Annotated in this window: 11 protein-coding genes; 4 read left to right on the forward strand and 7 right to left on the reverse strand. The window is 40.7% G+C overall.

The window, feature by feature from the left end:
• The first annotated feature begins 99 nt into the window (after positions 1–99).
• Positions 100–1371 (forward strand): sigma-54-dependent Fis family transcriptional regulator, encoded by a 1272-nt coding sequence (locus ACIF8R_RS03690; protein ID WP_005139120.1) that lies wholly within the window; start codon positions 100–102, stop codon positions 1369–1371.
• Positions 1372–1440: 69 nt separating this feature from the next.
• The gene (locus ACIF8R_RS03695; RefSeq protein ID WP_000637003.1) at positions 1441–2352 is read left to right on the forward strand and encodes a bestrophin family protein; all 912 of its coding nucleotides are present in this window, start codon (positions 1441–1443) and stop codon (positions 2350–2352) included.
• A 47-nt stretch (positions 2353–2399) separates the two neighbouring features.
• Here the strand turns inward: ACIF8R_RS03695 and ACIF8R_RS03700 are convergent, their stop codons facing one another.
• Genes ACIF8R_RS03700 through ACIF8R_RS03725 form a run of 6 tightly spaced genes read right to left on the reverse strand, consistent with a single transcriptional unit; the run spans position 2400 to position 9249 of the window.
• Positions 2400–3458, reverse strand: a complete 1059-nt coding sequence (locus ACIF8R_RS03700; protein WP_396479166.1) for a 2,3-butanediol dehydrogenase — start codon at positions 3456–3458, stop codon at positions 2400–2402.
• A 29-nt stretch (positions 3459–3487) separates the two neighbouring features.
• Complete coding sequence (locus ACIF8R_RS03705; RefSeq protein WP_000238449.1) at positions 3488–4273, reverse strand: acetoin reductase; 786 nt, start codon at positions 4271–4273, stop codon at positions 3488–3490.
• Positions 4274–4299: 26 nt separating this feature from the next.
• Positions 4300–5703, reverse strand: coding sequence for a dihydrolipoyl dehydrogenase (lpdA, locus tag ACIF8R_RS03710; RefSeq protein WP_396479168.1), 1404 nt, complete (start codon positions 5701–5703; stop codon positions 4300–4302).
• A 10-nt stretch (positions 5704–5713) separates the two neighbouring features.
• Entirely contained in the window at positions 5714–7252 is a 1539-nt protein-coding gene (locus ACIF8R_RS03715; protein WP_396479170.1) for a 2-oxo acid dehydrogenase subunit E2, read from the reverse strand.
• 1 nt (position 7253) lies between these two features.
• Positions 7254–8273 (reverse strand): alpha-ketoacid dehydrogenase subunit beta, encoded by a 1020-nt coding sequence (locus ACIF8R_RS03720; RefSeq protein ID WP_104918891.1) that lies wholly within the window; start codon positions 8271–8273, stop codon positions 7254–7256.
• Positions 8274–8286: 13 nt separating this feature from the next.
• A complete protein-coding gene (locus ACIF8R_RS03725; protein ID WP_001177517.1) occupies positions 8287–9249 on the reverse strand; it encodes a thiamine pyrophosphate-dependent dehydrogenase E1 component subunit alpha in 963 nt (320 codons plus the stop codon).
• Positions 9250–9611: 362 nt separating this feature from the next.
• On the opposite strand from ACIF8R_RS03725, the gene lipA reads away from it, so the two are divergent.
• On the forward strand, positions 9612–10598 hold the full coding sequence (lipA, locus tag ACIF8R_RS03730; protein WP_396479172.1) for a lipoyl synthase: 987 nt from the start codon (positions 9612–9614) through the stop codon (positions 10596–10598).
• A gap of 156 nt (positions 10599–10754) precedes the next feature.
• A complete protein-coding gene (locus ACIF8R_RS03735) occupies positions 10755–11894 on the forward strand; it encodes a transcriptional regulator (RefSeq protein ID WP_396479174.1) in 1140 nt (379 codons plus the stop codon).
• A gap of 46 nt (positions 11895–11940) precedes the next feature.
• Here the strand turns inward: ACIF8R_RS03735 and ACIF8R_RS03740 are convergent, their stop codons facing one another.
• A complete protein-coding gene (locus tag ACIF8R_RS03740) occupies positions 11941–12693 on the reverse strand; it encodes a TenA family transcriptional regulator (protein ID WP_263613663.1) in 753 nt (250 codons plus the stop codon).
• Between the last annotated feature and the right edge of the window lie 69 nt (positions 12694–12762).

Genomic DNA, 12762 nt, shown 5'->3' on the forward strand with positions numbered 1-12762 from the left:
TTTAAAACAATAAGTTGAATTAAATTTAGAAAAAAACTCAGCTTGATGTTCCTTTGAAACTCAAGTATGTTTCAATGAAACGATTGTGAAACAAAGATAATGGCAAAGTTAAATTTTGAGTTAGAACAGGATTTTTATATTTTATTTGAGCAGCTTAAAGCTCTATTCCCAAATGCGAGTCTGTTTTTAGCAGACACAACGACTCAAGCAATTCACTATAAATTTAATACAGACGATATTTCTGTAGAGAACATAGCAGCGCTTACTCAAGACCATCACAATCAATATCTTGAGATCAATACTCCTAAAATGAGAAAGCGATTTATCTATCAAGAACATGATATTTACATCGCAGAGCATCGAATTATCGGGAAATTGCATATTCTACAGCCCGTTAGCATAGAGAATGATATTGTTGATGAAGTAGAGCTAACAGAACAATTGCAAGACTTGGCTAAAGTTTTCAATAGTTGTTCACCAGAAATGACTCGTATGTTTTCAATTATTCAAAGAGTGGCAATTACTGAGTTTCCAGTGCTCGTACGCGGTGAATCTGGTAGCGGTAAAGAACTTGTGGCAAAAGCAATTCATGATTATAGCCAGCGTAAAAATAAGATCTTTGTTGCCATTAACTGTGCAGCTTTAAATTCTAATATTTTAGAAAGTGAACTCTTTGGGCATGTGAAAGGTGCTTTTACGGGAGCAATTCGTGACCATAAAGGTGTGTTTGAACGTGCCGCTGGTGGAACGCTGTTTCTGGATGAAATTGCCGAGATTCCTTTAGAGCTTCAAGCTAAATTATTACGGGTGTTAGAAACAGGTGAATTTACTCCTGTAGGTGGTGAAAAACCAATTCAGGCTAATATCCGCATTATTACAGCAACACATAAAGCTTTACGCGAAGAGGCTAAGGCTGGGCGTTTCCGTCATGATCTACTCTACCGTCTACGCGTAATTCCAATTTTCATACCACCACTCAGAGAGAGAAAAGTCGATATTCCTCTTATTGTCGATCAGATTTTAAAAGAGAGCTCAACCCAACTCGATACAATGCCTCGCCATGTTAATCAAAAAGCCATGCAAGTTTTATTGAATTATGACTGGCCGGGAAATGTTCGTGAGCTTAAAAACACCCTTCTTTATGCTTTAACCATGGCAAATGGTAAGGATGAAATTGAAGTCGAAGACTTACCAAATGAACTCTTAAATGCAGATGATTACGTTAAATTACCCGAGACAAATGCAGAGCTTAGTCCAGAAAATGTGCAAGCAGCTTTAGAAAAATATAACCATAACCTGAATATGGTAGCGAATATTTTTGGAATTAGCCGCACTACTCTTTGGCGATACAGACAAAAGCATAAGCTTTAGCTAGGTATTTAGCTCATCTAAGGCGTATCATATTGCACTTGGTTAGGTTCGTTAGTTCAAAGGCTTTATATGATTGTTCGTGATAAAAGCAATGTATTTAAACTCTTATTTGCTTGGAAAGGAACAATTTTGCCGAAGGTTTTGCCTGCACTGAGTTTTGTTGTACTTATTTCAGCCTGTGTGGTCTGGCTCTCTTATTATCATTGGATTCAAATTCCTACCGTACCCGCGATCGGATTTACCATCTTTGGCGTGATTCTTTCGATTTGTACAGGCTTTAGAAATAACGCATGTTATGACCGTTGGTGGGAAGGCCGCAAGCTCTGGGGTGCTTTAATTGCCAATGCCAGACATATTGTTAGAGATAGCCATGTTTTATCTAATGAACAACGTGAACATTTAATTCATCAGGTCTTAATTTTTAGTAATTTATTGCGTGATCGTTTACGTCAACAAACAGTCGAACCCACAAAATTTCTTGAGCATGCCTATTTAAATAACTCTTCACTTAATTATTTAAATGAGCATATTAATGCACCTCAATTTGTACTCGAAAATATTCAAAAAGATTTAGTCAAAGCTCTAAAAGACGGCGAAATTAGTGACATTATCTATGGCACTCTGACACGCCATATTGTTGAGCTCGGCAATATCCAAGCAGGTTGTGACCGAATTGCTGGGACACCTTTACCCTACTCATATTCAGTACTTTTGCACCGTGCTGTTTATTGTTTCTGCTTCATCTTACCTTTTAGCCTTGAAGCTGCTTTAGGCATTTGGACACCGCTTATTGTCGGCTTAATCGCTTATATGTTTTTAGGACTAGATGCCTTAAGTGCTCAAATTGAAGAACCTTTTGGCTTGCAAGAAAATGATTTACCGCTCGATTCTATTGTGCGTTTAATTGAACGAGAGTCTCTAAGCTCTTTAGGGCAGCCATTACCGCCTATTATTGAAGCCCAAAACAACAATTTACTTTAATAAAAAAGAGCGAATCATCGCTCTTTTTTATAGGTTTAAGTGTCTGTTTATGGATGTACAATAATCTTAACGGCTGACTCATTGTTATGAATTAAGGTTTCAAAACCTTGTGAAATCAAATCATCAAGTTGAATGCGCTGGGTAATAAAAGGTTCCAGATTTATTTTACCTTCTTCGACCAGTTTAATGGTTTCTTGATGGTCATTTACGTAGGCAATTGTGCCTCTTACATCGAGCTCTTTCATTACAACACTGTGCACATTAATTGATGCTGGGTGGCTCCAAATCGAAACAATAACTATAACGCCTGTTGGTTTCACTGCCGCGACCAAAGTATCTAACACCTTGTTAACGCTACTACATTCAAACGCAACATCAACACCATCGCCATTAGTAATTTTCATGACCTCAGAAACAACATCAACTTCTGACGGGTCTAAAATATAATCTGCAACACCCGACTCTTTGGCTTTTTCTTTACGTTTGGCACTTAGTTCGGTAATGATGACCTTAAGCCCTTTTGCTTTTAAAATTGCCGAAAGCAACAAACCAATTGGCCCCGCACCGCCAACCAGTGCAATATCACCGGCCTTTGCACCACTACGTACGAAAGCATGATGACCCACCGATAACGGTTCAATTAAGGCTGCCTGATCCAGTGGAATTTTATTAGAAATTGGATGCACCCAACGGCGTTTAACCGCAATTTTTTCCGATAAACCACCACCACGACCACCTAAACCAATAAAGTTCATATTTTTGGAAAGATGATAATTATCGCCCGATCCAGTCGGTACATCATCTGCCACAATATAAGGCTCTACGACTACATGCTGGCCAATTTCAATATCATCAACACCTTCACCTACGGCATAGACTACACCTGAAAATTCATGTCCCATGGTAATCGGTGCAGATTCACCTGAAATAGGATGCGGATGTCCACAAGGTGGAATAAAAATTGGTCCTTCCATAAATTCGTGCAAATCTGTACCACAGATTCCACACCAAGCTACCTTAATGCCTACAGTGCCGGGAGTGACTTCTGGTTCAGGGATATCTTCAATACGAATATCGCCTCTGTCATAAAAACGTGCTGCTTTCATTATTATCTCCCTCAAATCAGGATGTTGTTTTAGCGATAGACAATGCCGCCGTCCGTTAAAATGGATTGACCCGTAATATAGTCCGAATCTTCACTTGCCAGAAAAGCAACTAATGCGGCTACATCGTCTGGTGTTTGGGCTCTACCTAAAGCAATACCTTCCACATACTTTTTATAAGTTTCACCAATTGCAGCACCTGTAATTTCAGCAAAACGTTTATCGATTTCAACCCACATATCCGTTCCGACAATTCCGGGGCAATATCCATTTACCGTAATACCATGACTGGCATATTCTTTTGCCGCAGCTTGGGTAAGTGCTCGTACCGCAAATTTAGTTGCCGAGTAAATACCGAGTAAAGCAAACCCATCGTGGCCTGCAATTGAACAGGCATTAATGATTTTACCTTTATGTTGGCGTTGCTTAAATTTTGCAGCAGCAGCCTGTATTCCCCACAGCACGCCACCAATATTAATATCAACAATTTTTTGAAACTCATCCGGTGTGATATCCGCAATCGCTTGAACTTGTGCAATTCCAGCATTATTAATCATGACATCAAACCCACCAAGGGTCTGCTCAGCATGATTTATAGCAGCATACACTTGCTCGCGGTCACTTACGTCAGCAATAAATGTGCTCGCATTTACACCTAAAGCCTGAATTTCCTGCTGCACATCGTTCAGTCGATCTTGTTTCATATCAACTAATGCAATATGTGCCCCTTCTTGCGCCAAGCGCAGGGCAATCCCACGGCCAATGCCTTGGGCTGCCCCAGTCACTAAAGCGACTTTATTTTGTAATCCCTTAACCATGTTCAACTCCTGTAAATGTAGAATTTCTACATATGAATCGCTCGTTGCATTGAAGCCAAAATGGATTCATGCATGGCTTCTGATAATGTTGGATGCGGGAAAATCACTTGAGCTAAACTTTCATCAGTTGCTTCTAGATATTTCGCAATGGCAAATCCTTGGATATGTTCGGTCACTTCATGGCCCACCATATGTGCACCAAGTAATTCACCCGTTTCTGCATGTACCACCGTTTTAACGAAACCTGACGCATCTCCAATTGCCAAAGCTTTACCATTTGCAGTTAAAGAAAACTTACCAATACGTATAGGTAGATTCTTAGCTTTTGCTGCATTTTCCGTTAAACCAATACTCGCCACTTGTGGATGTGTAAAAATACAACCGGGTATCTGGCTACGGTCGAGTGAATGGACGTTTGCCACACCAGCGATTTTCTCGACACATATTATGGCTTCATGGCTTGCTTTATGAGCGAGACAAGGTGCTCCAGCAACATCACCAATGGCATAAAGCCCTGCTACGTTGGTTTTACAATAGTCATCAATTGCCACAAAACCTTGTGGATTGAGTTCTACACCTAAACGTTCTAGTCCTAGCCCTGTGGTATTCGGCTGTACACCAATTGCCGAAAGCACGCGATCAAAATCAAGCGTTTGAACATCATTTGCCGTTTCAACCACACAGTGGACTTGCTCATTTTCAATTTGAATACTTTGAACGACAGCAGCGGTTAAGACTTTCATACCTTTTTGTTCAAATTGTTTTCTAACAAATTGAGCAACTTCTGCATCTTCGGTCGGTAAAATTTGTTTAGCCAAATCAATAAGGGTCACCTGACATCCCAAATCTTGATAAAGACTGGCAAACTCACTACCAATTGCACCTGAACCTACAACCAGTAAACTTTTTGGTAACTGCTCTGGAACAAGCGCTTCTTTATAGCTCCAGACATATGTTCCATCGACAGGAAGTTGAGGAACATGTCGGGCTTTAGCGCCAGTTGCCAAAATGATATGTGGTGCACTCAAAGCCTGACTATTACCTTGAGCATCGGTCACTTCAATTTTTTCTTTCGCTGTAAGTTGAGCGCGACCACTAAAAACAGTGACCTGATTCTTTTTCAACAAGTAATCGATGCCTTGTACTAATTGAGCTGAAACTTGTCGGCTATGCTGCACAAGCTTTTGGATATCAAAATCGAGTTGGGATACCTGAAAACCAAACTGTCCGGCATGTTTAAACTGGGTTGCGAGCTCTGCCCCTGCAAGCAAAGCTTTGGTTGGAATACAGCCCCAATTTAGACAAATTCCGCCTAAATGTCGCTCTTCTACAATTGCGGTTTTTAACCCGAGCTGGGCTGCACGAATTGCAGCCACATACCCACCCGGTCCCGCGCCAATCACAATTAAATCAAATTGAGCTTCTGACATGCGGGTTCTCCTACACCAAAATTAAAGCAGGGTTTTCAACAAACTGCTTAAAGCTGGCCAAGAATTTTGCCCCAACTGCGCCATCAATAACTCGGTGATCGCATGACAACGTCGCTGTGACAATCTCACGAACCACTACATTGCCATTTTCGACAACAGCGCGAGATTCCGAAGCACCTAATGCCATAATTGCACCTTGCGGCGGGTTAATAATGGCATCGAACTGTTTAATGCCTAACATTCCTAAATTTGAAATGCTAAAGCTGCCTCCCTGAAACTCGTCAGGTTGTAACTTGCCAGTCTTAGCACGCGTTGCCAAATCACGCATGTCATCGGAAATTTGTGCTAAAGACTTCTGATTTGCTGCTTTTACAATGGGTGTAATTAAACCGTTTGGAATCGCTACGGCCACCGAAATATCCGCTTGAGAGAACTGTAAAATTGATTGAGTCGCCTCATCAAATTGAACATTCACCTCAGGCACTTTAATTAGCGCCGCTGCCGCTGCCTTAATTAGCATGTCATTAATCGAAAGTTTGACTTGTGGAACGGTCTCATTAATCTGTTTACGTAAATTTTGCAAAGCCTCTACGTTTAGATCGACCACTAAGCGGAAATGCGGTGCATTACGTTTTGCAGCCTGTAACCGTGAAGCAATCGCTTTACGCATACCATTCATCGCCACAGTCGTAATTGTCGATTGTGGTTGAGCAACAGAACATTGAGTCGATTGTACATTTACTGACGTTGGGTTATTACGATAGTAAACTGCCTCAACATCTTCTTTACAGACACGGCCACGAGTACCTGAAACACGGCAGTCATTTAGGTTAATGCCCCACTGCTTTGCTAAACGGCGTGCTACAGGCGTCGCTAAAACTTGGCTATCATCGGCCGTAGATTTAACCACTTTAGCTTGAGTTTGCTGCTTAACATCAGGCCATTGACCACCAGCAGCCTGTACAGCCTTCTGGATGTCTTGAACACTAATACGTCCTTCACGACCAGAACCTGTGACTTTTGCCAAGTTTACATTGTGTTTTTCTGCAACCTTCAAGGCATGCGGCGTTGCAAACAACTCATTAGATGTTTGATAACCTTGTAATGACTCTGGTACAGCGTAGTCATCTTTCGCTACCTTTACAGGAGCTGAAGCACTAACTGCTACAGTCTGTGGTTGTTCTGCTTTTTCAGCAACAGGTGCAGATGTTTCCGCTTTAATTTGTTCCGAAGGTGCTTCGGGTGCTTGAGCTGCTGAACCACCTAGTGATGCGATAAACTTTTCAATTTCTGCATCAGAAACTTCACTATCAGCACATACGGCAATAAGACCACCAACAGGTAAAGTATCACCATCTTTCGCTAAAATTTTACGGAGCGTTCCAGCAAAAGGCGCTTCTAACACATTGACGATTTTTGTGGTTTCAATTTCACAAATTTCATCGCCCTTATTAAAGCTATCACCCTCTTTAATCAACCATTGGGCGATCGTGCCTTCTTCCATGGATAATCCCCATTTCGGGATCTCCAGCGTTTTAATTTCGCTCATCCTAAGCCTCCAATGTTTTTCGCACAGCTTGCTCAATACGCTCTACACTTGGAATCCATTCTTTTTCTAAAACTGGAGAGAATGGAACAGGCGTATGTGGTGGCGTTACGAGTTCAACAGGTGCTTTCAAATAGTGGAAACCTTTTTGCGCGATCAGTGCAGCAACATCGTGACCAAAACCACAGCGTGCCGCTGATTCATCCACAATAACCACACGCCCAGTCGATGCAACAGACTCTAAAATTCCTTCTTCATCCAGAGGTGAAATTGTGCGAGGGTCGACCACTTCAACCGAAATGCCATCTTTTGCCAGTTTGTCTGCCACTTCATTAGCGCGATGTACCATCAAACCTAAAGCAATAATGGTCACGTCTGTCCCTTCACGGGTGTAATTTGCTACACCAAAAGGAATGGTATATACATCATCTGGAACTTCGCCTTTAATGTCATAAAGCATTTTATGTTCACAGAACACTACAGGGTCGTCATCTCGAATAGCCTGAATTAAAAGCCCTTTCACATCATATGGGCTAGATGGGACCACAACTTTTAAGCCGGGAACCGCGGCAAATACGTTATATGGCGACTGAGAATGCTGAGCTGCCGCAGAAAAACCTGCACCGATCATGCCACGTACAACCATTGGCGCTTTTGCTTTTCCACCGAACATATAACGGAATTTAGCGGCTTGGTTATAGAGCATGTCATGACACACGCCGTAGAAATCCATAAACATTAAATCGGCAACAGGACGTAAACCTGTTGCTGCAGCACCAGCAGCCATACCGATAATTGCAGACTCGGTAATTGGCGTATCAATAACACGTTCCGAACCAAATTCTGTCCATAAACCTTTGGTTACGCCCAATACACCACCGAAACCTTCTAATTGGTTTTCTTCAGTGTTTTTACCGCCGTGCCCACCGCGAACATCTTCACCAACAACAAATACGGTTGGATCACGGCGCATTTCTGATTCAATGGCTTCTTTAATTGCATTACGAAAACTTTTATTTGGCATCTTTACTATTCCTTTAGTAAGAGACATAGACGTCAGTAAGGAGTTGTTCTGGTTTCGGATATGCCGCAGCACGGGCTTTAGCAACGGCATCATCAACATTTGCCTTTGAAGCTGCATCAATCTCGTCTAGTTTGGCTTCATCAATTTTGCCTTTGACTTTCTCGCGGAAAATTTTTAAAGGATCTTTATTTTCTTTGATGAACTCGACTTCTTCTTTAGAACGAATCAAGCCAGGATCACCTTCGAAGTGGCCATAAAAACGGTTTGTGATGGTTTCAATCACGCTTGGACCTTCACCACGGCGCGCGCGTTCAATGGCAGTTTGAGCGGCTTCATAGACGGCAAAGAAGTCTGTACCATCAACTTTAACTGCCGGTAAACCAAAGCCTGCTGCACGACCAGCAATGTCTTTGCTTCCTACAGCGTAATCATGACCAGTCCCCTCACCAAAACCGTTATTTTCAAAAACGAAAATCACAGGAAGTTTAAGAACAACAGCCATGTTCATCGCTTCAAAAGTAAGGCCTTGGTTTGAACCACCATCACCTGTAAAAGACAGTCCGACGCCGCCAGTCTTTAAGGTTTTCGCTGTCAACGCTGCACCAATTGCTAAAGGAGGCCCACCACCCACAATCCCGTTGGCACCGAGCATACCTTTATCTAAATCGGCAATATGCATAGAACCGCCTTTTCCACGGCATAGTCCGTCATCTTTACCGAAAATTTCCAGCATCATGGCGTGAATATCACAGCCTTTTGCAATACAGTGCCCATGTCCACGGTGTGTTGAAGTGATATAGTCTTTGTCGGTTAAGTTTTCGCAAATCCCGACTGCTACAGCTTCTTCTCCGCTATATAAGTGAATAAAGCCTGGAATATCACCATTGGTATTTTCTTCATGAAGTCGATCTTCAAATTCACGAATATCACGCATGCGTTTATATGCTGCGAGTAATTGCTCTTCCGTTAATTGCATATCCTTTTCCTTTATTATCTTGATTATTAAAAATCAACCAAGTTTCAGCGAGAGTTATATATTTCGCTATAAATAATAAAGCTCAATTTAATTTAATATGCTATTAGACTAAAAAGTTTTAAATGGTTTTTATGGCTATTATTTTTTATTTTTCAAAAACTTGCACAGAAAAAAATAAAATTAAAAAATTTTAATACATTTCATTGGTTTGCGAAACAAACCTTTAACCAACCTTTATTAATTTATAATATTAGCTGTGTACTATGCTCATTAATAAACTCCATATCCTTTATTTAAATTATAAGGATTTTTATTATATAGAGTCTAGTTGAAAATTATTTAATTAAAATGGAATTTTATATATGGACTTAAAAAGGCAAATAGAAACTGGTATTAAATTAAGAGGAGCGGATAAAGTTGCTCGCATTCCAATTAAAATTTTACCTACAGAAGAGTTACCGACTAAACCTGACTGGATTAGAGCAAAAATAACCGATTTTGAAGAAATTAAACGTATCAAAAATTTATTACGCCAACAAAAGCTACATAGTGTTTGTGAAGAAGCCGCATGTCCAAATTTACCGGAATGTTTTGGTGGAGGTACGGCAACATTTATGATTATGGGCGATATCTGCACTCGTCGCTGCCCATTTTGTGATGTCGCTCATGGTCGTCCAAAACCGCTAGATGAAAATGAACCTAAGCATTTGGCAGAAACAGTCGCAAATCTAAACTTAAAGTATGTCGTGATTACCTCTGTAGACCGCGATGATCTACATGATGGCGGCGCTGCACATTTTGTAAAGTGTATTGAAGAAATTAGAAAACGTTGTCCAGAAACATTGATTGAGATTTTAGTACCAGATTTTCGCGGTCGTTTAGAGACAGCGCTTTCAACTTTAAGCTTATCTCCTCCAGATGTGTTTAATCATAATATTGAGACAGTACCACGTTTGTATAAAGCGATGCGCCCTGGTTCGGACTATCAGCATTCGTTAAATTTATTAAAACGTTTTAAGAAATACTGTCCAGATATTAAAACCAAATGTGGCCTGATGGTTGGATTAGGAGAAATTGAGGCTGAAGTGCTTGCTCTACTCAATGATTTAAAAGATCACGATGTAGATTTAGTGACTATTGGGCAATATCTACAGCCCTCAAAGTCACATGCCCCTATTCATCGTTTTGTCCATTTAAAAGAATTTGAAAGATACACTCAGCATGGAAAGCGTTTAGGCTTTAAAAATATTTGGAGTGCACCAATGGTACGTTCTAGCTATTTTGCCGATCGGCAATATTTCGGAGAAGAAGTGCCAAAGCCTTTCAGCCGACAAGATGTCTTATCTTAATGATTAGGCTATTAACAAAACTTATCCAATAGGATAATGGTCAAGACTTATAAAATTATTTAAGGTAAGGAGATAATTAGGAAATAGTCACAATAAGAAAGTTATAACTGTTGAGCGGCTACGGATACGCCATTTCAATGATAAAGGAATTTCGATATGGATATGTCAGAACAATTATCATCGCCTTTAATAGACACTACTCCGTCCTTATTTCGGCCAGAGTCCTCATCTCATTCTAAACAATTAGGAAAAAAACCATCACTTGACCTTGAAGCAGCGCCTTTATTTGATCTGGGTGAAGAATGGCAACATTCCTTATTTGGTCGTTCAATCCAAGAGTGTCATAGAAATTTGATGCACATTGCTGAAGATGCAGATATGGCAATTGGGGTAACTGACCCTCACGGTACTTTACTCTGGACATGGAGTAGTACACCTATGCGTTCATCTGCTGAACAAGTTCATTTTGTTGAAGGTGGGCAATGGTCCACTCAAGCGGTTGGTCAAAATGCAATTGGTCTTGCACTTAATACACATTCAGCAAGCTGTGTTTATTCGCATGAAAATCAGATGAACAGCGTTAGAGACTGGGTATGTTATGCAGCCCCGATTACCGATGCAAACACAGGCCAGTTTTATGGCATTATGAACTTATCAACTAAATATCAAAAGCATAACTCACTTGGAATTTTAGCTGTTGAACGCTGTGCCGATATTGTAAAACAGGCCATTCAACTTCATCAAAAAAACATTTTATATATTAAGGCGCTAGGCACACCTAAAGTTCAATATAACCAACATGGACTAACACTTACACAGCGCCAAATCGAAATTTTATGTATTCTTGCGTTGTGCCCAGAAGGTATAAACTTAGAAGAACTACACTACGCCTTATATGGCGATCGACCAGTGAGTACCACTACACTAAAAGCCGAGCTTTCACAGCTTCGAAACCTGATTCCCGATGTGATCGAGTCACGACCATATAGACTTAACTGTGAAATTCAATGTGACTTTCTCATGGCTGAGCAAGCACTAAACTTAGGTTTTACTGCAACCACTTTAACACTTTATAGAGGTAGTTTTTTAGCCAAGTCAGAAAGTCCATTTTTGTGTGCTTGGAGAGATTGCTTTGATGCGCGCTTGAGTCATGTGATTTATCAAATTGATGATGTAGACCAACTGTTACGTGTGGTTAGCCGTGTACCTGACCGTGTGGATGCCGTTGAACGCCTACTTGAATTATTACCCGAAGAAACACCTTATCGGGCAAGACTTTTAAAATTACTTGAATAAAATAAAAGGGAGAATATTTAACAATATTCTCCCTTTTTAAATGAGATCAAGCAGAGGCTTTAAGCTGTACTCTATAGCAATCATCTAAAGCCAGCTCGTAATAACGTAATCCTTCTTCGGCAGCATGAAATGCTTTTTGCTGCCAATCTGGCCGGTCATTCGACAAACGTTTAATCAACTCCATGGCTTCATAAGGATGTAAGTCATCATAATGAGCATGAGCACGTAACCAAGCTAAAGAACGCTTATCAATCGTGACGTCAGGGTGGTCTGTATAAGCATGAATACCTTTATAGACCTGAATAGACCAGTCGCCTGTCGCCCATTCAATTGCTAAATTGGTCGCAGCTAAACATTCAGCTAAATTACCACGATGACTCATATTCCATAAAAAGTGATTCACCGCATTCATTGCAGCTGGGGGCCGCACGCTATCAAGCTGGTCTACAGTTAACCCAAAACCCTTCGCCCAATCACGATACCACTGTAAATGGCGTTCTTCGACTTTAATATTTTGAATTAACCAATCTCGTGTTTCTGTTACACCCGGTTCAGCAAAAGCAGTCGCCTTAGCTAATGCACCAGCCATATATGACGGGAAATGTGCAACCAGTGGATAGAAATTAAGTAAAGCATAACGGAAACTTTCTAGGCTCAATCCCCCATTGGCCATTTCAGTAAAAAACGGATGTTTACTCACCCGCTCCTTAACCGGTAAAAGATCATCCCAAAACCGCTGAGACCATTCATTATGCGCTGTAATTTCTAAACTCATTCCATATTGATTTAAAGCAGTCATTGCTAATTTTCCTATTTATATGACAGCAATCATCTGTACTTCACGGCTATAAGTCTATCCGAAAATGAT

The sequence above is a fragment of the Acinetobacter sp. ABJ_C4_1 genome (genome assembly GCF_044538495.1).
In the GTDB taxonomy this organism is placed as follows: Bacteria; Pseudomonadota; Gammaproteobacteria; order Pseudomonadales; family Moraxellaceae; genus Acinetobacter; species Acinetobacter nosocomialis_A.

What these genes read in the sequence shown, in the direction of transcription:
- lipA (WP_396479172.1), top strand. Translation starts at nt 9,612, where the DNA reads ATGGACTTAAAAAGGCAAATAGAAACTGGTATTAAATTAAGAGGAGCG.
- ACIF8R_RS03725 (WP_001177517.1), bottom strand. Translation starts at nt 9,249, where the DNA reads ATGCAATTAACGGAAGAGCAATTACTCGCAGCATATAAACGCATGCGT.
- ACIF8R_RS03705 (WP_000238449.1), bottom strand. Translation starts at nt 4,273, where the DNA reads ATGGTTAAGGGATTACAAAATAAAGTCGCTTTAGTGACTGGGGCAGCC.
- ACIF8R_RS03735 (WP_396479174.1), top strand. Translation starts at nt 10,755, where the DNA reads ATGGATATGTCAGAACAATTATCATCGCCTTTAATAGACACTACTCCG.
- ACIF8R_RS03690 (WP_005139120.1), top strand. Translation starts at nt 100, where the DNA reads ATGGCAAAGTTAAATTTTGAGTTAGAACAGGATTTTTATATTTTATTT.
- ACIF8R_RS03700 (WP_396479166.1), bottom strand. Translation starts at nt 3,458, where the DNA reads ATGAAAGCAGCACGTTTTTATGACAGAGGCGATATTCGTATTGAAGAT.
- ACIF8R_RS03720 (WP_104918891.1), bottom strand. Translation starts at nt 8,273, where the DNA reads ATGCCAAATAAAAGTTTTCGTAATGCAATTAAAGAAGCCATTGAATCA.
- ACIF8R_RS03695 (WP_000637003.1), top strand. Translation starts at nt 1,441, where the DNA reads ATGATTGTTCGTGATAAAAGCAATGTATTTAAACTCTTATTTGCTTGG.
- lpdA (WP_396479168.1), bottom strand. Translation starts at nt 5,703, where the DNA reads ATGTCAGAAGCTCAATTTGATTTAATTGTGATTGGCGCGGGACCGGGT.
- ACIF8R_RS03740 (WP_263613663.1), bottom strand. Translation starts at nt 12,693, where the DNA reads ATGACTGCTTTAAATCAATATGGAATGAGTTTAGAAATTACAGCGCAT.
- ACIF8R_RS03715 (WP_396479170.1), bottom strand. Translation starts at nt 7,252, where the DNA reads ATGAGCGAAATTAAAACGCTGGAGATCCCGAAATGGGGATTATCCATG.